The organism is Atlantibacter sp. MEI4A-1023, assembly GCF_056155425.1.
Genome location: NZ_CM149568.1, coordinates 996,354 through 1,016,368, shown reverse-complemented (window position 1 = coordinate 1,016,368; position 20,015 = coordinate 996,354). Strand labels below are relative to the sequence as shown.

The 20,015-nt window shown below is 53.9% G+C and carries 16 protein-coding genes and 4 tRNA genes; 4 read left to right on the top strand and 16 right to left on the bottom strand.

The genetic code is table 11. From position 1 onward, the window contains the following. Positions 1–78 precede the first annotated feature (78 nt). Together emrA and emrB are read left to right on the top strand one after the other, a co-directional pair. Positions 79–1,251, top strand: a complete 1,173-nt coding sequence (gene emrA / locus ACVV26_RS04860; protein ID WP_474800235.1) for a multidrug efflux MFS transporter periplasmic adaptor subunit EmrA — start codon at positions 79–81, stop codon at positions 1,249–1,251. Positions 1,252–1,265: 14 nt separating this feature from the next. After that, complete coding sequence (gene emrB, locus ACVV26_RS04855) at positions 1,266–2,822, top strand: multidrug efflux MFS transporter permease subunit EmrB (protein WP_474800233.1); 1,557 nt, start codon at positions 1,266–1,268, stop codon at positions 2,820–2,822. Between the two features lie 63 nt (positions 2,823–2,885). On the opposite strand, the gene luxS is transcribed toward emrB, so the two are convergent. The 14 genes from luxS to mltB form a co-directional block, all read right to left on the bottom strand. Beyond that, a complete protein-coding gene (gene luxS, locus ACVV26_RS04850) occupies positions 2,886–3,401 on the bottom strand; it encodes an S-ribosylhomocysteine lyase (RefSeq protein ID WP_474800231.1) in 516 nt (171 codons plus the stop codon). A 153-nt stretch (positions 3,402–3,554) separates the two neighbouring features. Further along, a complete protein-coding gene (gshA, locus tag ACVV26_RS04845) occupies positions 3,555–5,111 on the bottom strand; it encodes a glutamate--cysteine ligase (protein WP_474800229.1) in 1,557 nt (518 codons plus the stop codon). An 81-nt stretch (positions 5,112–5,192) separates the two neighbouring features. Beyond that, complete coding sequence (locus tag ACVV26_RS04840) at positions 5,193–5,621, bottom strand: YqaA family protein (RefSeq protein WP_474800227.1); 429 nt, start codon at positions 5,619–5,621, stop codon at positions 5,193–5,195. Beyond that, on the bottom strand, positions 5,618–6,184 hold the full coding sequence (gene yqaB / locus ACVV26_RS04835; RefSeq protein ID WP_474800225.1) for a fructose-1-phosphate/6-phosphogluconate phosphatase: 567 nt from the start codon (positions 6,182–6,184) through the stop codon (positions 5,618–5,620). Before yqaB ends, ACVV26_RS04840 begins: the two co-directional genes overlap by 4 nt. Before the next feature lie 252 nt (positions 6,185–6,436). Next, positions 6,437–6,513, bottom strand: a tRNA-Arg gene (locus ACVV26_RS04830). A 62-nt stretch (positions 6,514–6,575) separates the two neighbouring features. After that, positions 6,576–6,652: transfer RNA gene (locus tag ACVV26_RS04825), tRNA-Arg, on the bottom strand. Between the two features lie 62 nt (positions 6,653–6,714). Continuing rightward, positions 6,715–6,791 (bottom strand) — tRNA-Arg (locus ACVV26_RS04820). A gap of 3 nt (positions 6,792–6,794) precedes the next feature. After that, positions 6,795–6,887, bottom strand: a tRNA-Ser gene (locus ACVV26_RS04815). 293 nt (positions 6,888–7,180) lie between these two features. Further along, the gene (gene csrA, locus ACVV26_RS04810; RefSeq protein ID WP_002434672.1) at positions 7,181–7,366 is read right to left on the bottom strand and encodes a carbon storage regulator CsrA; all 186 of its coding nucleotides are present in this window, start codon (positions 7,364–7,366) and stop codon (positions 7,181–7,183) included. A 366-nt stretch (positions 7,367–7,732) separates the two neighbouring features. Next, positions 7,733–10,363 carry an alanine--tRNA ligase gene (gene alaS, locus ACVV26_RS04805; RefSeq protein WP_474800223.1) on the bottom strand — a complete coding sequence of 877 codons (2,631 nt, stop codon included), beginning with the start codon at positions 10,361–10,363 and terminating at the stop codon, positions 7,733–7,735. Positions 10,364–10,501: 138 nt separating this feature from the next. Next, entirely contained in the window at positions 10,502–11,005 is a 504-nt protein-coding gene (recX, locus tag ACVV26_RS04800) for a recombination regulator RecX (protein ID WP_474800221.1), read from the bottom strand. Between the two features lie 51 nt (positions 11,006–11,056). After that, entirely contained in the window at positions 11,057–12,121 is a 1,065-nt protein-coding gene (recA, locus tag ACVV26_RS04795) for a recombinase RecA (protein WP_474800219.1), read from the bottom strand. Between the two features lie 89 nt (positions 12,122–12,210). After that, a complete protein-coding gene (gene pncC, locus ACVV26_RS04790) occupies positions 12,211–12,708 on the bottom strand; it encodes a nicotinamide-nucleotide amidase (protein ID WP_474800217.1) in 498 nt (165 codons plus the stop codon). Between the two features lie 99 nt (positions 12,709–12,807). Next, on the bottom strand, positions 12,808–13,896 hold the full coding sequence (gene mltB, locus ACVV26_RS04785) for a lytic murein transglycosylase B (RefSeq protein ID WP_474800215.1): 1,089 nt from the start codon (positions 13,894–13,896) through the stop codon (positions 12,808–12,810). A gap of 252 nt (positions 13,897–14,148) precedes the next feature. Between mltB and cueP the strand changes: the two genes are divergently transcribed. Together cueP and mutS are read left to right on the top strand one after the other, a co-directional pair. After that, on the top strand, positions 14,149–14,685 hold the full coding sequence (cueP, locus tag ACVV26_RS04780; RefSeq protein WP_474800213.1) for a copper-binding periplasmic metallochaperone CueP: 537 nt from the start codon (positions 14,149–14,151) through the stop codon (positions 14,683–14,685). Between the two features lie 278 nt (positions 14,686–14,963). Further along, positions 14,964–17,531: a DNA mismatch repair protein MutS gene (mutS, locus tag ACVV26_RS04775; protein WP_474800211.1), complete on the top strand. Its 2,568-nt coding sequence runs from the start codon at positions 14,964–14,966 to the stop codon at positions 17,529–17,531. 134 nt (positions 17,532–17,665) lie between these two features. Here the strand turns inward: mutS and rpoS are convergent, their stop codons facing one another. After that, the gene (gene rpoS / locus ACVV26_RS04770; RefSeq protein WP_002434658.1) at positions 17,666–18,658 is read right to left on the bottom strand and encodes an RNA polymerase sigma factor RpoS; all 993 of its coding nucleotides are present in this window, start codon (positions 18,656–18,658) and stop codon (positions 17,666–17,668) included. 117 nt (positions 18,659–18,775) lie between these two features. Next, a complete protein-coding gene (nlpD, locus tag ACVV26_RS04765; RefSeq protein ID WP_474800210.1) occupies positions 18,776–19,903 on the bottom strand; it encodes a murein hydrolase activator NlpD in 1,128 nt (375 codons plus the stop codon). Positions 19,904–20,015 lie beyond the last annotated feature (112 nt).

The following is a 20,015-nucleotide window of genomic DNA, read 5'->3' as shown; positions in this document are numbered from 1 at the left end:
CCAGCAGTTCACTGCTGGCCTTTTCTGACAACAGGTCGGCTCAGCCGACGAGAAAATAAGAAGATCGTGGAGAAAAACATGAGCGCAAATGCGGAGAATACGACCCCGCAGCAAGCGGTAAATAAGAAAGGCAAACGTAAAAGCCTGCTTATCTTATTGACGTTGCTCTTTATTATTCTGGCAGTGGCATATGGCATTTATTGGTTTTTAGTACTGCGTCATTACGAAGAAACCGACGATGCGTATGTGGCAGGGAATCAGGTACAGATCATGGCGCAGGTCTCTGGCAGCGTCACTCAAGTCTGGGCAGACAACACCGACTTCGTAAAACAGGGCGATGTGCTGGTGACGCTTGACCCGGTTGACGCGCAGCAGGCGTTTGAAAAAGCGCAGACTGAGCTGGCCTCCAGCGTGCGTCAAACGCATCAGCTGATGATCAACAGCAAGCAGTATCAGGCCAATATCGAGGTGCAGAAAACCGCACTGGCCCAGGCGCAAAGTGACTTAAACCGTCGTATTCCGCTGGGTAGCGCCAATTTGATTGGTCGTGAAGAACTGCAACACGCCCGTGATGCAGTGACCAGCGCCCAGGCGCAGCTGGATGTGGCAATCCAACAGTACAACGCCAATCAGGCGATGGTGCTGGGGACCAAACTGGAAGACCAGCCTGCGGTGAAACAGGCAGCGACCGAAGTGCGTAACGCCTGGCTGGCGCTGGAACGTACCAAAATCGTCAGCCCAATCACCGGTTATGTTTCACGCCGTGCCGTGCAGCCAGGCGCGCAAATTAGCCCGACCACGCCGTTGATGGCGGTGGTGCCCGCATCCAATCTGTGGGTGGACGCTAACTTCAAAGAGACCCAGCTGGCGCATATGCGTATCGGCCAGGCGGCTACGGTAGTGAGCGATATCTACGGCGACGAGGTGAAATACACCGGTAAAGTGGTCGGCCTGGATATGGGCACCGGCAGCGCGTTCTCGCTGCTACCTGCGCAAAACGCCACCGGCAACTGGATCAAAGTGGTTCAGCGTTTACCGGTGCGCATTGAAATTGACGCCAAACAGCTGGAACAGCATCCGCTGCGTATCGGCCTTTCCACGCTGGTGGAAGTCGACACCAGCAACCGTGATGGCCAGGTACTGGCAAGCCAGACCCGCTCTGAGCCCGTCTACCAAAGCAACGCCCGTGAGATTAGCCTTGAGCCCGTGAATACGCTTATCAACGATATCGTACGGGCCAACGCGAATTGAGTGGCGGAGGGGTTATGCAACAACGTAAACCGCTGGAGGGCGCGCAACTGGTCATCATGACCATTGCGCTGTCGCTGGCGACTTTTATGCAGGTGCTGGACTCCACCATCGCGAACGTGGCGATCCCCACCATCGCCGGTAACCTTGGCTCGTCGCTGAGCCAGGGCACCTGGGTGATTACCTCGTTCGGCGTGGCGAATGCGATTTCAATTCCCATCACCGGCTGGCTGGCCAAGCGCGTTGGCGAAGTAAAGCTGTTCCTGTGGTCGACCATTCTGTTTGTGATCGCCTCCTGGGCCTGCGGCGTCTCTTCCAGCCTGAACATGCTGATCTTCTTTCGCGTGATCCAGGGGATTGTCGCCGGGCCGCTGATCCCGCTCTCCCAGAGCTTATTACTGAACAACTATCCGCCCGCCAAACGCAGTATCGCGCTGGCGCTGTGGTCGATGACGGTGATTGTCGCGCCGATCTGCGGCCCGATCCTCGGCGGCTGGATCAGCGATAACTATCACTGGGGCTGGATCTTCTTTATCAACGTGCCGATTGGCGCGCTGGTGGTGCTGCTGACGCTGCAAACGTTGCGCAACCGTGAGACCCGCACCGAACAGCGGCGCATTGATGCCGTGGGTTTAGGGCTGTTGGTGATCGGTATCGGCAGTTTGCAGGTGATGCTGGACCGGGGGAAAGAACTCGACTGGTTTAGCTCCAACGAAATCATCATTCTGACCATTGTTGCGGTGGTGTCGATAAGCTTCCTGATTGTCTGGGAGCTGACCGACGACAACCCGATAGTCGATCTGTCGTTGTTTAAGTCGCGCAACTTTACCATCGGCTGTTTGTGTATCAGCCTGGCGTACATGCTCTACTTCGGGGCCATCGTTCTGCTGCCGCAACTGCTACAGGAGGTATACGGCTATACCGCAACCTGGGCGGGTCTGGCGTCAGCGCCGGTGGGGGTCATACCGGTGTTGCTGTCGCCCATTATTGGGCGGTTCGCGCACCGGCTGGATATGCGCCGGCTGGTGACGTTCAGCTTCATTATGTATGCGGTCTGTTTCTACTGGCGTGCGTATACCTTCGAACCGGGAATGGATTTTGGTGCGTCGGCCTGGCCGCAGTTTATCCAGGGCTTCGCCGTGGCGTGTTTCTTTATGCCGCTGACCACCATTACCCTGTCCGGGCTGCCACCGGAACGCTTGGCTGCCGCATCGAGTTTGTCGAACTTTATGCGTACGCTGGCAGGTTCTATCGGGACATCGATCACCACCACGCTGTGGACCAACCGCGAGTCGCTGCATCACGCTCAGCTTACCGAGTCGGTAAACCCTTACAACCCGAATGCCCAGGAGATGTATAGCCAGCTTCAGGGGCTGGGGATGAGCCGGGAGCAGGCGTCAGGCTATCTGGCGCAGCAAATCACCAACCAGGGGCTAATTATCTCGGCAAACGAGATTTTCTGGGTCTCTGCGGGGGTGTTCCTGGTGCTGCTGGGGCTGGTGTGGTTTGCCAAACCTCCCTTCGGGGCGGGCGGCGGTGGCGGTGGCGGTGGCGGTGGCGGTGGCGCGCATTAGCGCCCTGTTACTGAAACTAAAAAAAGCGCCATTGGCGCTTTTTTTATGGGCACAGCGTGAGGACTAGATGTGCAGTTCTTTCAGCGTTTCTTTCGGCAGCGCCAGCTCGTCGTTGCTGTTAACGCCCACGCCGCGATCGACGATGTGACGGGCGATTTCCTGCGCTTCTTCCAGAGAGTGCATATGGTAAGTGCCGCACTGGTAAACGTTCAGTTCCGGGATTTGGTTCTGCTCTTTCACCTTCAGCACGTCTTCCATTGCCGCTTTCCATGCGTCAGCCACGCGCTGTTCCTGCGGCTCGCCAATCAGGCTCATGTAGAAGCCGGTGCGGCAGCCCATCGGCGAAATGTCGATGATTTCCACGCCGTCGCCGTTCAGGTGATCGCGCATAAAGCCCGCGAACAGGTGCTCCAGCGTGTGAATGCCTTTTTCCGGCATCACTTCCTGGTTAGGCACGCAGAAACGCAGGTCGAATACGGTGATGGTGTCGCCGTGCGGAGTGTGCATGGTTTTGGCTACACGCACCGCCGGCGCCTGCATACGGGTATGGTCAACGGTAAAGCTATCCAGTAATGGCATCGGGTCACCTCCAGGCAGTGATATTTTTTAAATTAAAATGAACTATTGGTTTCCAGGCGAGTCTGAATATATGAAAGACGCGCATTTGTTATCATCATCCCTGTCTTCAGAGATGAAATTTTTGGCCACACACGGTGTGGCCTTTTTCTTTTCTTAGCCTTGCTTCGCCAGAAAATCTTCAAACGATTCCGTATCTGCCGCTTCAATGGCGCGCTGGCGCTCCCAGGATTCAACCTGTTCTTTCGCAAAATCGGCTTCGCTCAGCACTTCCAGCGGCTCTTCACGCAGCTGCGCGCGATACTGCTCCGCCAGCGCACGACCAGTGCCGCCAATCCCTTTTTCAATCATCGAACTCAGGATACGCGCCGAGTAGGTTAATTCCGGGTTGTCGAAACAGGCGACCAGCTGTTGGCAAACGTCCTGATACTGACGGTTACCGGCGATACCGTCGAGCGTTTGGGCGACGGTCATTAAATCACGGAACAGATCTTTACCCACTTTCTCAAGCGGATGTTGCGCCGTTTCGCAGCCGATACCCAGGGTTAAGCCCGGTTTGCGGCCTTCAAGGATCACGCGGTTCCAGTTTGTACGGGTACACAGCAGTTCATCGCTGCTCATTTCCGGCGCATCCGCCAGCACGCACCAGATCATAAACAGATCCAGGAAACGCACCTGCTGCTCATCCACGCCCGTCGCTGAGAACGGGTTGATATCCAGCGAGCGCACTTCGATATACTCAATACCGCCGCGCATCAGCGCATCCGACGGCGACTCGCCTTTGCGGGTGACGCGTTTCGGACGGATAGGCGCATACAGCTCGTTTTCAATCTGCAGAATGTTGGTATTAATTTGCAGATGCTTATCGCCCTCTTTCAGGCCGATTTTCGCGTACTCTTCCGACGGGGTTTTAATCGCCCGCTTCAATCCTGTCACATAAGTATCGAGATCGTTAAACGTAATCCCGAGATTGCTTTGCGATTTATTGGTATAGCCCAAATCGCTCAGGCGCAAAGATGTGGCGTACGGCAGGTAATACATGCCGCAGTCGGTTTTTTCGAACGGCAGTGTGGTCGGTTTGCCCTGCAGGAAAGAGGCGCAAATCGCCGGCGATGCGCCGAACAGATACGGGATCACCCAGCCAAAACGATAATAGTTGCGGATCAGGCGGAAATAGCCTGCCGAGATGGCAGCTTTGCCACTGTCGCTGTCGGTAACGCCGCATTTCGCCTGCCAGAACGCCAGCGGTAGCGAGAAGTTGTAATGCACGCCAGAGATGGTTTGCATCAGCGCGCCATAGCGGTTTCTCAGCCCTTCGCGGTACAGCGTTTTCAGGCGGCCAATATTGGAGCTGCCGTACTGCGCCAGTTCGATATCCTGGCCGTCTTCGATATAGCACGGCATACTGAGCGGCCACATACGCTCATCGCCCAGCTCGCGTGCCACGTGACGATGAATATCGCGCAGCACCGCCAACATATGGTCGATATCGTCATCAACGGGAGTAATAAACTCCAGCAGCGCTTCCGCAAAGTCGGTAGTGATCCACTGATGCGTGAGCGTTGAACCCAGGCTCTCTGGATGCCCGGTTTGGGCCAGATGCCCTTCTGGCGTTACGCGTAATGTTTCGCGCTCCAGCCCACGACGAATGCCCTGTAGCACATCAGGATGATTTTCCAGCCAGGCCAGCGCCTGTGATACGTCCGGGATCAAATTGACCTCCCGCCTGTCGAATTCATTTTTATTAAGCATAATTGTAATGGTTGACGATTAAAGGTCACTCAAACAATCCAATTAGTGCCACCACGCCATCCCCTGGAGCGTTGCCAGTGCCACAATGATGTAGCGCAACGCTTTACCCAGGCATAAAAAAAGTACCACCGGCCCCCACGATAAACGCAGCCATCCGGCAAGCAGGCACAACAAATCGCCTATGACAGGCATCCAGCTAAGTAATAGCGCAACTGGACCAAAACGTTGTAGCCAGTAAACCGCTTTTTCCTGCCAGCGCGACGTTTCGCGTAACGGAAAAAACCGACCAAGAATAACGTTAGTCAGGCCTCCAAGGCTATTACCTATTGTTGCTATTAAAACTAATACCCACGGCTCGCTTTTCCCGGCCAGTAACAACGCGATCAACACCGCTTCGGAACTGCCGGGTAATAAAGTAGCGCTCAAAAAACTGCTGGAGAATAGCGAGAACAGTGACAGCGCGTCACTCACAGTAAGCGTACATCCACCGCATCCATCCCTGCCCTCTGGGCAGCCTGGATACCGAAATCCGCATCTTCGAAGACCACGCATTTTTCAGGCGCAACGCCCATCAGCGCGGCGCAACGCAAAAAGGTATCCGGGGCAGGTTTGTGATGCTGAACGTGATCGGCGGCGACAACAGCCTGGAAATAGTGGCGCAAGCCTAAATGTGCTAATAACGCCTCGGCAATAGCACTTTCACTTCCGGTGCCGACGGCCATAGGACGACGCCCATGCCACGCTTTAACCACGTCGATTAACGGCAGCGGGCGCACGGTATCCAGCAGCATCGCTTTGACTGCCAGCGTTTTTTCACGCGCCAGTTCATGCGGGTCGAGCGTCGCACCATTGAGGGCGATAACCGCTTCGGCGATACGCCAGGTAGGGGAACCATTGAGCGCAACCATGGCTTCGAGGTCAAATTGCATACCGTAACGTCCTAATACGTCGCTCCACGCCTTACGGTGTGTCGGTTCGGTATCCAGGATGGTGCCATCCATATCGAAAATTAGCCCGTCGTAACGATCGTACATTTAGCCCCCAAAGTTGATTACAGGAGCGTTACTTTAGCGTAAACAAGGGTAAATGTCGCTGACTGAACCTGAGGTTATGTATGGCCGATGAAGGATTGAGCAAAAAAGATTTTGATAAGAAGAGAATGATGTATTCGGGAGGATTCAATAATGGTGCATCCGGGAGGATGACTCGGCTGCGCCTCGCCCTGCGGGCCGTTGCTGACGCAACGTTATCCTCCCTGGTGCTCGCGCTGTTATCTGGAAGAATAATGGTGCATCCGGGAGGATTCGAACCTCCGACCGCTCGGTTCGTAGCCGAGTACTCTATCCAGCTGAGCTACGGATGCATCGGGATTACTGCTGTACTACTGAATCAATGTCACTCATCATGCCGCAACACTGATGAAGATGGTGCATCCGGGAGGATTCGAACCTCCGACCGCTCGGTTCGTAGCCGAGTACTCTATCCAGCTGAGCTACGGATGCATCGGGATTACTGCTGTACTACTGAATCAATGTCACTCATCATGCCGCAACACTGATGAAGATGGTGCATCCGGGAGGATTCGAACCTCCGACCGCTCGGTTCGTAGCCGAGTACTCTATCCAGCTGAGCTACGGATGCAAATGGCGGTGAGGCGGGGATTCGAACCCCGGATGCAGCTTTTGACCGCATACTCCCTTAGCAGGGGAGCGCCTTCAGCCTCTCGGCCACCTCACCACACGCCTCTTGCGAGTGCCCCGAAGAACTTGTTTCTGCTCATCGGCGCTGCGTGGCGCACATATTACTTTCTGGGACTTATAAGTCAAACAATTTTTCCCGACTCTGTTTCGTTTGCACAATTCACGCGCAATTCGTCTGCTTTGCCAACAAAAAGGGCGTTTAATCAACATGAAACCACAGAGAAATCGCATAAAAACGCAGGGCAGCAGCAAGGGCAAAAAGGGAAAGTCAGAGGAAATAAAGGCAGGGAAAGGAGGTTGCGTCTCGCCATGCAGCGAGACGCGATAACTTTAGAAACTGGACTGTTGCGATTTTTCAGCCTGGATACGCTGGTAGATCTCTTCACGGTGTACGGAAACTTCTTTGGGGGCGTTTACGCCAATGCGTACCTGGTTACCCTTTACCCCAAGAACCGTTACAGTCACCTCATCACCAATCATGAGGGTCTCACCAACTCGACGAGTCAGAATCAGCATTCTTTGCTCCTTGAAAGATTAAAAGAGTCGGGTCTCTCTGTATCCCGGCATTATCCATCATATAACGCCAAAAAGTAAGCGATGACAAACACATAAAGTGTAAGCAGTCACGGCATCACATTCTGTTAAACCTAAGTTTAGCCGATCCAGAAATTTTCAACCCGACTTTATCGTTATATACCCGTTCACATCCATGCTACAGAAAGTCCTACAACTCGTTACATCTTATCGCAAACATCCTCTTTGCGATGGATTCACGAGACCTGTCAGCCCACTGACACACGAGAAATAAGGGGTAACGTGGGTAGAGAGAGAAAGGCGCCATAACAACGGATTGTTATAGCGCCTTCGCCTATACCTTATTCATTATGAGAGTCGCGATGCGACCCAGTTTTCTACGCTGGCAAGGGCTGCCGGCAATGCCTGGGCATCCGTACCACCGGCTTGCGCCATGTCCGGACGTCCACCGCCTTTACCCCCAACCTGCGAAGCTACCATACCGATCAATTCACCTGCTTTTACGCGGTCGGTCAAATCTTTCGAGACCCCCGCAATCAGAGAAACCTTAGCATCGGCAACGGTCGCCAGTACGATAACCGTGGAGCCCAGTTGATTTTTCAGGTCATCAACCATCGTACGCAGCATTTTCGGTTCAACGCCGGTCAGTTCGCTGACCAGCAGTTTTACGCCATTCATTTCAACGGCTTTACTGCTGAGGTTCGCGCTTTCCTGAACCGCCTGTTGTTCTTTTAGCTGCTGCAGCTCTTTTTCAAGCTGGCGCGTACGCTCAATCACCGCACGAACTTTATCGTTCAGATTCTGGCTGTCGCCTTTGAGCAATTGCGCGATATCGTGTAACTGATCGTTCTGGGCGTGAACCTGCGCCAGCGCGCCTTCGCCAGTGACCGCTTCGATACGGCGTACGCCCGCCGCGGTGCCGGACTCAGCAACAATGTGGAACAGACCGATATCGCCGGTGCGATCGGCATGAATACCGCCGCACAGCTCGGTGGAGAAATCGCCCATGCTCAGTACGCGCACGTGTTCGTCATATTTCTCGCCGAACAGCGCCATTGCGCCTTTCGCTTTGGCCGTTTCAAGATCCATTACCTGGGTTTCAATCGGCAGGTTACGGCGGATTTGCGCGTTCACCAGATCTTCCACTGCGCGGATTTCTTCCGGCTTCATGGCTTCAAAGTGGGAGAAGTCAAAACGCAGGCCTTTATCGTTAACCAGCGAGCCTTTCTGTGCAACGTGGGTGCCCAGTACCTGGCGCAATGCCGCATGCATTAAGTGAGTGGCGGAGTGGTTCAGACGGATACGCGCACGACGCGCTTCGTCCACCTGCGCTTTTACGCCCTCGCCCACTTTCAGCACGCCGCTGGTCAGTTTGCCGATATGGCCGATTGCCTGACCATACTTCTGGGTATCTTCGACGCAGAAGGCAAAACCATTGCCCAGCAACTCGCCGCGATCGCCCACCTGGCCGCCGGATTCCGCATAGAACGGCGTTTCGTTCAGGATCACTACCGCCTGCTCGCCGGCTGCGATTTGCTCAACGGCTTTGCCGTCAACAAACAGTGCAGTCACTTTGCCCGTCAGTTCAACGTGGTCATAACCTTTAAATTCAGATGCGCCTTCAACGCGGATCATGGCGTTATAGTCAGCGCCAAAACCGCTGGATTCGCGCGCGCGACGGCGCTGCGCTTCCATCGCGGCTTCAAAGCCCGCTTCGTCAACTTTGATGTTACGCTCGCGGCACACGTCAGCGGTCAAATCCACCGGGAAACCGTAAGTGTCATACAGACGGAACGCGGTTTCACCATCCAGGGTATCGCCGGACAATTTCGCCAGTTCTTCATCCAGCAGCGCCAGGCCACGCTCAAGCGTACGGGCAAATTGTTCTTCTTCAGTTTTCAGAATTTGCTCAACCTGAGCCTGCTGACGTTGCAGATCTTCACCGGCGGAACCCATCACGCGAATCAGCGGGCCAACCAGCTTGTAGAAGAAGGTGTCCTTCGCGCCCAGCATATTGCCGTGGCGAATCGCGCGACGAATGATACGGCGCAGCACGTAGCCACGGTTTTCATTGGACGGGATAACCCCATCGGCAATTAAAAATGCGCAGGAGCGGATGTGGTCAGCGATAACGCGCAGAGATTTGTTGCTCAGATCGGTTGCGCCGGTTTCTTTCGCCACTGCCTGAATCAGATCGCGGAACAGGTCAATTTCATAGTTGGAGTTAACGTGTTGCAGTACCGCCGCAATACGCTCCAGGCCCATACCGGTATCGACGGACGGTTTCGGCAGCGGTTCCATCGTACCGTCAGCCTGACGGTTGAACTGCATAAACACGATGTTCCAGATTTCGATATAGCGGTCGCCGTCTTCTTCCGGGCTTCCCGGAGGGCCACCCCAGATATGGTCGCCATGGTCGAAGAAAATCTCGGTGCAAGGACCACACGGACCGGTATCGCCCATCTGCCAGAAGTTATCAGAGGCGTAAGCTGCACCTTTGTTGTCGCCGATACGAATAATGCGTTCGCGCGGGACGCCCACTTCTTTTTCCCAGATTTCATAGGCTTCATCGTCAGATTCGTAAACGGTGACCCATAAACGATCTTTCGGCAGGTTAAACCACTGCTCGCCGGTCAACAGCTCCCAGGCGTACTGGATAGCATCATGTTTGAAATAGTCACCGAAGCTGAAGTTGCCCAGCATTTCGAAGAAAGTGTGGTGACGGGCGGTGTAACCGACGTTTTCCAGATCGTTGTGTTTACCACCCGCACGCACGCAGCGCTGCGCGGTAGTTGCGCGGGAATAATTACGCTTATCGAGACCAAGGAAAACATCCTTGAACTGGTTCATCCCGGCGTTGGTAAACAGCAGTGTGGGATCGTTGTTGGGAACCAGAGAGCTGCTGGCAACTACCTGATGTCCTTTACTATGGAAAAAATCGAGAAACGCCTGACGGATCTCAGCGGTGCTCTTGCTCATAATTATCCTGAAATCAAGCTAACGAATTGTCGTAAGCCGGACATGATAAACCGACTGGTGAATCGCTGTCCGCCCTGACGGGAAAAAAGTGGGAATAAGATAAGTTTTCTGAGGAGGGAAGTAAAATCCAGGATGCGCTCAATCGGCAAAATTTCGGTATATCTCCTGTATATCCTCCATCAGGAAGCCTCTGTACAGCAAAAACCGCTGCACTTTTACCTTCTCAGGATAGTTACGCGGCAACGGTTCGCCAAATTTGCGTACGGCGATATCCCAGGTGATTTGCTGCCAGTCGATGTCACATGCCCGAAACGCGGCGTCACAGTGCTCGCGGGTTAACCCTTTTTGCTGTAATTCTTGACGGATACGCTGTGGGCTATACCCTTTGCGGGATCGGCTGGCGATATACCGCCCTGCGAAGTTGACGTCATCCAGCCAGTTGTGCTCATAGCACCAGCGAATCACATTTTCGACGTCTTCAGCGGAGATGGATTCAGCTTCATCCTGTCGCGACTTCATCATAAAAGGCGCAGCCAGCTTGCGACGCAGCTCTTGCTCGCTGTGATCGCGCATGGCGAGTAAACGGGTCGCCCGATCGCATAAACGTGCGTATACCGAGCGGCGGGGAGAACGGTCAGTCATATCAAATTACGCGTCAGTAATAAAAAAGGGCTGCCTGGGCAGCCCTGAGAATCAGAAGTCTTCGTTAGTTTCTGACTCGTCTTTTTCATACTCTTCAGTAGAGAAAGCCGGTTTGTCATCCTGATTGTGCAACAGTTGCTCACGCAGTTTCTTTTCAATCTCCTGCGCAATCGCTTTGTTTTCCTTCAGGAAGTTAGTGGCGTTCGCTTTACCCTGGCCCACTTTCTCACCATTGTAGCTATACCACGCACCCGCTTTTTCAATCAGCTTGTGCTTCACGCCCAGGTCAACCAGCTCGCCGTAGAAGTTGATGCCTTCACCGTAAAGGATCTGGAATTCAGCCTGTTTAAACGGCGCTGCAATTTTGTTCTTCACCACTTTCACGCGGGTTTCGCTACCCACCACTTCGTCGCCCTCTTTCACGGCGCCGATACGGCGGATATCAAGACGTACGGAAGCGTAGAACTTCAGCGCGTTACCACCGGTTGTGGTTTCCGGGTTACCGAACATCACACCAATCTTCATACGGATCTGGTTGATGAAAATCAGCAGCGTGTTGGACTGCTTCAGGTTACCTGCGAGTTTACGCATTGCCTGGCTCATCATACGTGCCGCGAGGCCCATGTGAGAGTCACCGATTTCACCTTCGATTTCCGCTTTCGGTGTCAGCGCCGCAACGGAGTCGACGATGATCACGTCAACCGCGCCGGAACGCGCTAAGGCGTCACAGATTTCGAGCGCTTGTTCACCGGTATCCGGCTGAGAACACAGCAGGTTGTCGATATCAACGCCCAGCTTGCGTGCGTAGACCGGGTCCAGCGCGTGTTCAGCATCGATAAAGGCACAGGTTTTACCTTCGCGCTGCGCTGCGGCGACAACCTGCAGGGTCAGCGTGGTTTTACCGGAAGATTCCGGACCATAGATCTCAACGATACGGCCCATCGGCAGACCGCCCGCGCCAAGCGCGATATCGAGGGAGAGTGAGCCCGTTGAAATGGTTTCCACATCCATGGAGCGGTCTTCACCCAGACGCATGATGGAGCCTTTACCAAATTGCTTTTCAATTTGGCCCAGAGCTGCCGCTAACGCCTTCTGTTTGTTTTCGTCGATAGCCATTTTTACTCCTGTCATGCAAAGTGAAGCACCATCGCCCACGTTGCCGCTATTATTTCGATGAAGCAATTATACTGTATAGTCATACAGTATCAAGCCTTTTGTAGAAATTGTTGCCAGAGCGTTTTTAACGCATAAACCGTGGCCTGAAGCCGCACGGCATCGCGGTCGCCGCTAAAACATTCATGCCGCGTGAGGGTCTCGCCATGACGGCTGGCGAACCCAAACCAGACCGTGCCCACCGGCTTTTGCTCGCTGCCGCCGTCCGGCCCGGCAATCCCGCTAATAGAAACCGCATAGCTGGCATTGGCGGCAGCCAGGGCACCCTGCGCCATCTGGATCACCACCGGCTCGCTCACGGCGCCGTGCTGGTTGAGCGTGTCGGCGTCAACGCCGATCATTTGCGCTTTTGCCTCGTTACTGTAGGTGACAAATCCGCGTTCAAACCAGGCGGAACTGCCCGCAATATCGGTAATCGCTTTCGCGACCCAGCCGCCGGTGCAAGACTCCGCCGTCGTTACTGTCGCGCCCTGGCGTTTTAACGCTTCGCCCACCGTTTTGCTCAGCTGCTTCAATTCATCGTCAGTCATCACGGCTCCAATTGTAGTGAGGGCAATGCGCTTAGCAATGCGCACTGCCCTTTTTCAGCGATTACATTTTGCGTTTACGAGATCGATTCCAGAAAGCCGCTACTGAACGCGCGCCATCGCCACCGCCTGGCCCAGTTGCCATACCGCCATCGCGTAATGGGTGCTGTGGTTGTAGCGCGTGATGGTGTAGAAATTCGGCAAACCGTACCAGTACTGATAACGCGTCCCGATATCCAGGCGCAGCAAACTGACCTGCGAGTGGTTGCCCAACGGTTGTTGCGGCGTTAAGCCAGCGGCCGCCAGCTGTGCCGGAGAATATTTGGTCTTGAAGCCGTTTTCTAAACCTGGCGCTTCACCATTGGCCTGTACGGCCACCGGCTCACCTTTCTCCCAGCCATGTGCTTTGAAGTAATTTGCTACGCTGCCGATGGCATCAACTGGATCCCAAAGATTAATATGTCCATCTCCATTAAAATCAACGGCGTATTCTTTATAGGAGGATGGCATAAACTGTCCGTAGCCCATAGCACCGGCAAACGATCCTTTCAGCTCCAGTGGGTCGTCGCCTTCATCACGCGACATCAGCAAAAAGGTTTCCAGTTCGCTGGAGAAATACTCGGCACGGCGCGGATAAGCGAATGAAAGGGTTGCCAGCGCATCCAGAATGCGGGTCTTGCCCATCACGCGCCCCCAGCGGGTTTCCACACCAATAATGCCAACGATAATTTCCGGCGGCACGCCGTACACCATAAAGGCGCGATTCAGCGCGTCCTGGTATTGATTCCAGAAAACAACGCCGTTCTGGACGTTATCCGGGGTAATGAATTTATCGCGATAACGCAGCCATGCCCCGTTAGGCCCGGAAGGCGGCAGCGTGGTCGGCGCTTGTCTGTCCATCAGGCGCAGCACGTAGTCCAGCCGCTTGGCCTGAGAAAGCACTTCATGAAGCTGTTGGCGGTTAAAGCCGTGTTTGCTGACCATCATATCGATGAATTTTTCAGCGGCGGGGTTATTAGCAAAATCACCGCTGGAGAGATAAACATCATGCTGCGGCTGAAGTAAAAATCCGCCTTGCGGCGTACCCGCAGTATTGGCGGCGGCAGTTTCTGTGGTGGTTTTAGGTTTACTGCTGCATGCGGAAAGCAGCACCAGAAGAGGCAAAAGAGCAGCATAACGACGCTTAATCATGAGTTGTCCATAAAGCAAATCAAACGAGTGAATATCATGGTAGAACATTCAGCGCGGGAGGCGAAGCGCGGCGCGCCCTAATGGGAAATTATCGGAATCAAAGCGGCCGAATGCCCACGCTAAAATTTGATGAAAATCAAACAAAGTTGTGGTCATACAAAACCTTACACAACTTTGGGCGGCACGCTTTTGACTCTCCCCTAAGGGGAAGGTTTAGAGTTTGGCGACAAATCGTACCCAAAGGAAATTATCATGCGTCGCACACTCCTGCTTTCTCTGCTTGGCCTTGCCGTTTCCGGCAGTGCCCTGGCCGCAACGTCGCAAACTGACTTTCTGGCCCAGTATGGCCTTGCGGGTAAAAACACCCAGCAAATGGTTGAGGCTATCGACCAGAATCCGCAAGCGCGCCCGCTGCCGTTTAGCGCGTCAATCACCAGTACCGAGTTAAAATTATCGGACGGTAAACAGGCTTATGCGTTCCCGTTAGCGGATAAATTTTATCTCTCCGTCGCACCTTACGAACATCAGACCCATCCCTGTTTCAACCACAGTTTGTCGGGTTGCCAGGGAGAGATGCCGAACACCACCTTCGACGTTAAAGTGACCGATCTGAAAGGCAATGTGGTGCTACAAAAAAGCGTGAAGAGCTATCAGAACGGCTTTGTGGGATTGTGGCTGCCGCGCGATATGCAGGGCACGCTGGATGTGAGCTATCAGGGAAAAACCGCCTCCTCGCCCATCGCGACCCACAGCGAGAGCCAGACCTGCCTCACTACCTTGAAGCTGTAACACCGCGATGAAGAGATGATGCGCCCTCGTCGCATCATCTCTTACGAGCCGGCGCGTAAACCTGCTGTAATCCCCTGCACTGCCTGCCACGCTTTTAGACGTTGCCTCGCAAGAATGATTTTTTGTGCACAAATGCGTTTACCACCCTTGCCAAGCTTCTGGTAACGTGGCGTCGTCAGTCATCCGCCACCTTGGGTGAATCACACTAAAAAAGAGTGTTAAGATGTGCACTCAAAAAATTCTTTTCCCGCTGTGCGATTTAAAACGAGCAAAATCAGATGATTGAGTCTACTGACAAGGACTTTACCGACCATACGCCCATGATGCAGCAGTACCTGCGTCTTAAATCACAGCATCCAGAAATCCTGCTTTTCTATCGAATGGGCGATTTCTATGAGCTGTTTTACGATGATGCGAAACGCGCGTCGCAGTTGCTGGATATTTCGCTGACTAAACGCGGCGCATCGGCAGGCGAGCCTATCCCAATGGCGGGCGTCCCCCATCATGCGGTAGAAAACTATCTGGCGAAGCTGGTCAATCTCGGCGAGTCTGTGGCGATCTGCGAACAAATCGGCGATCCAGCCACCAGCAAAGGGCCGGTTGAACGCAAAGTGGTACGCATCGTTACGCCAGGCACCATTAGCGACGAAGCGCTATTACAGGAGCGCCAGGATAATCTGCTAGCCGCGCTGTGGCAGGACAGTAAAGGGTTTGGCTACGCCACGCTGGATATTAGCTCTGGCCGGTTCCGCCTTAGCGAGCCGCAGGATCGGGAAACCATGGCTGCGGAGTTGCAGCGAACCAATCCCGCGGAACTGCTGTACGCCGAAGATTTTGCCGAAATGTCGCTGATCGAGGGCCGTCGCGGTTTGCGCCGCCGTCCACTATGGGAATTTGAAATCGACACGGCGCGCCAACAGCTCACTATGCAGTTCGGCACCCGGGACCTGACGGGCTTTGGTGTGGAAAACGCGCCGCGCGGGCTATGCGCCGCCGGTTGTCTGCTGCAGTACGTCAAAGATACGCAACGCACCTCGCTGCCTCATATTCGATCTATCACGATGGAGCGCCAGCAGGACAGCATCATCATGGATGCCGCTACACGCCGCAATCTTGAAATCACCCTGAATCTGAGTGGCGGCATTGAAAATACCGTGGCTTCTGTACTGGATAGCACCGTCACGCCAATGGGCAGCCGTATGCTGAAACGCTGGCTGCATATGCCGGTACGCCATCACGAAACATTGCGTTCACGCCAGCAAACCATCGCCGCGCTGATGGATCGCACCAGCGAACTCCAACCTGTGCTGCGTCAGGTGGGCGATCTGGAGCGTATTCTGGCTCGCCTGGCGCTGCGTACCGCGCGTCCTCGCGACTTAGCGCGCATGCGTCATGCCTTTCAGCAGTTGCCGATCCTGAACGAACTGCTTGGCGACATCGACAGCGAGCACGTGCAAACCCTGCGTCAAAATATGGGCGAGTTTAGCGAGCTATGTTCATTGCTGGAGCGCGCCATTATTGACTCTCCGCCTGTGTTAATTCGTGACGGTGGGGTCATTGCCCCTGGCTATAACGAAGAGCTGGATGAGTGGCGCGCGCTGGCAGACGGTGCGACTGATTATCTCGATCGTCTGGAAATCCGCGAGCGTGAAAAACTGGGGCTGGATACGCTGAAGGTCGGCTTCAATGCCGTCCACGGTTATTACATTCAGGTCAGTCGCGGGCAAAGCCATCTGGTGCCGATGAATTATGTACGCCGTCAGACGCTGAAAAACGCCGAGCGCTACATCATCCCTGAGCTAAAAGAGTACGAAGACAAAGTCCTCACCTCAAAAGGAAAAGCGCTGTCGCTGGAAAAACAGCTCTACGATCAGCTGTTCGATATGCTACTGCCGCATTTGGCTGATTTGCAGCAAAGCGCCAGCACGCTTGCTGAACTGGATGTTCTGGTAAACCTCGCCGAACGCGCGTTAACGCTTAATTACTGCTGCCCCACCCTGAGTGATAAACCCGGCATCAACATTGTCGAAGGGCGTCACCCGGTGGTGGAACAGGTGCTTAACGAACCCTTTATCGCTAACCCGTTGGCCCTGTCTGCCCAGCGCAAGATGTTGATTATTACCGGTCCGAACATGGGCGGTAAAAGTACCTATATGCGCCAGACCGCGCTGATCGTCTTAATGGCCTATATCGGTAGCTTCGTACCCGCAACGCAGGCGGAAATCGGCCCCATTGACCGGATATTTACCCGTGTTGGCGCGGCGGATGACCTGGCCTCGGGCCGGTCAACCTTTATGGTTGAAATGACCGAAACCGCCAATATTCTGCATAACGCCACCGAGTACAGTCTGGTGCTTATGGATGAGATTGGCCGAGGTACCTCTACTTACGATGGGTTATCCCTGGCGTGGGCCTGCGCGGAAAGCCTGGCGAACCGTATTAAGGCGTTTACCCTGTTCGCGACGCACTATTTTGAGCTCACTACATTGCCTGAAAAAATGGAAGGCGTCGCCAACGTACATCTGGACGCTATCGAGCATGGCGATACTATCGCCTTTATGCATACCGTGCAGGAAGGCGCGGCCAGTAAGAGCTATGGCCTGGCGGTAGCGGCACTGGCTGGCGTGCCGAAAGACGTGATTAAACGCGCGCGTCAGAAGCTGCGTGAACTTGAGAACCTGTCAGGCAACGCATCGGCAACGCAAATCGACGGTACGCAGATGTCGCTGCTTGCCGCAGCGGAAGAAACCAGCCCGGCGGTAGAAGCGCTGGAGGCGCTGGATCCCGACTCGCTGTCGCCGCGTCAGGCGCTGGAGTGGATTTACCGGCTGAAAAATTTGGTGTAACGATGGCAGAGAAAGCGTGGAGAAGGGTGAAAACGCGTGTTCGCGCTTTACGACGCGCATAAAAAAATCTCTCGCCAGGAGAGATTTTCTGAGTAAAAAGGCGGTGAAATTCACCGCCTTTTTAAGAGCAAAACTTATTCGCGGAACAGCGCCTCAATGTTCAGACCCTGAGTCTGAAGAATTTCGCGCAGACGGCGCAACCCTTCAACCTGAATCTGACGAACACGCTCGCGAGTCAGGCCGATTTCACGACCTACATCTTCGAGCGTCGCCGCTTCATAGCCCAGCAGGCCGAAACGACGCGCCAACACTTCACGCTGTTTGGCATTCAGTTCGAACAGCCATTTGACGATACTTTGTTTCATGTCATCGTCTTGCGTGGTGTCTTCCGGGCCGTTGTCTTTTTCATCGGCCAGGATGTCCAGCAGCGCTTTCTCTGAGTCGCCACCCAGCGGGGTGTCAACAGAGGTAATACGCTCGTTGAGACGCAGCATACGGCTTACGTCATCAACCGGTTTATCCAACTGCTCGGCAATCTCTTCCGCGCTGGGCTCATGGTCCAGCTTGTGGGAAAGTTCACGCGCAGTACGCAGATAAACGTTCAACTCTTTAACAATGTGAATCGGCAGACGAATGGTACGGGTTTGATTCATGATCGCCCGTTCAATCGTTTGACGAATCCACCATGTGGCATAGGTTGAGAAGCGGAACCCGCGTTCCGGGTCAAATTTCTCGACAGCGCGAATCAGCCCCAGGTTGCCCTCTTCAATCAGATCCAGCAAAGCCAGACCACGATTGCTGTAGCGACGAGCAATTTTTACCACCAGACGCAGGTTACTTTCGATCATGCGTCGGCGGGATGCGACATCACCACGCAGGGCGCGGCGCGCGAAATAGACTTCTTCTTCTGCTGTTAACAGCGGGGAATAACCAATTTCCCCCAGATACAGTTGAGTCGCGTCCAGCACACGCTGTGTTGAACCTTGCGACAACAGCTCTTCTTCAGCTAAGTCGTTATCACTGGGTTCCTCTTCTATTAAGGCTTTTTCGTCAAAAGCCTCTACTCCGTTCTCATCAAATTCCGCGTCTTCATTTAAATCATGAACTTTCAGCGTATTCTGACTCATAAAGGTGGCTCCTACCCGTGATCCCTAAGTAAAGCAACGGCACTTTCTTGTTGGGACGCCATGACAACGACTGTCAATAACGTCCTTCAAAACAGAGTGACAAACCGCTTTACTAAATTATCGCTGCGGTAAGTAACGCAGCGGGTTTACGGATTTCCCCTTGTAACGAATTTCAAAATGCAAGCGTGTAGAACTGGTTCCGGTGCTACCCATGGTAGCTATTTTTTGCCCCGCCTTAACTTCTTGTTGTTCCCGGACCAGCATCGTATCGTTATGGGCGTAGGCACTCAGGTAATCATCGTTGTGTTTTATGATGATTAGATTACCGTAACCGCGCAGTGCATTGCCGGCATAAACTACCCGCCCGTCCGCTGTGGCGATGATAGCCTGCCCTTTACTGCCTGCGATATCGATCCCTTTGTTACCGCCTTCGTTAGCGGAGAAGTTCTCGATAACCTTGCCTTCAGCCGGCCAGCGCCATGTAGAAATCGGCGAACTGGTTGTCGTGCTGCTGACAGTCGGTTCAGTAGAGCTAACCACAGGTGCCGTAACCGGTGCTGTGACAACAGTCCCAGTACCCGGATTGTTCGGCAACATTTTGTTAGCACTTTGTTCACCTGAGGACTCAGAATACGTAATTGTTGGTTTCGACGCAACTACCGTGGTGGAATTTTGTGCAGGTGGGGTAATGATCCCCTGCGCAGTAGCATCGGCCTGGGTAATTGCATTACCGCCAGTGATAGGCGTTCCCGATGCGTTTCCAACCTGTAGCGTTTGTCCGACGTTCAAACCATAAGGGGGCTGGACGTTGTTACGCTGCGCTAAGTCACGGAAATCATTACCTGTTATCCAGGCAATGTAGAAGAGTGTATCACCACGCTTAACGGTATAAGTGCTACCGCCCGCATAACTTCCCTTCGGAATGTTCCCATATTTACGATTGTAAACAATTCGGCCATTTTCTGTACGAACTGGCTCCTCGGGAATGGCCTGTACCTGTGCAGGTTGGGTAACAGGACGCTGTACCGGTTGAATTTGTGGCGCAGGCGTCGGGGCTGGCGTATTCATTTTTGGCGGCGGTGTGATCAACATTCCGCTGCTGGTACTGCCGCCGCTATTGCCGCCGTTAACGGAACTGATCGGCGCTTGTGATTGATTGTTGGATGAACACCCGGCGACAAGAAGTGAAATAAGAGAAAGTGTCGCCACCCGGCGTGATATGAATTTATGGCTTCCCGCGCTCATTGTTCCCCCAAAAGATGGTCTTTACTGCTTAAAATGAAGACAACCGTGCCCGGCTATCAGCAAAGTGAAAATTCGCCTCACCATACGCCGAAAAGCCGATAAGGAAACAGGA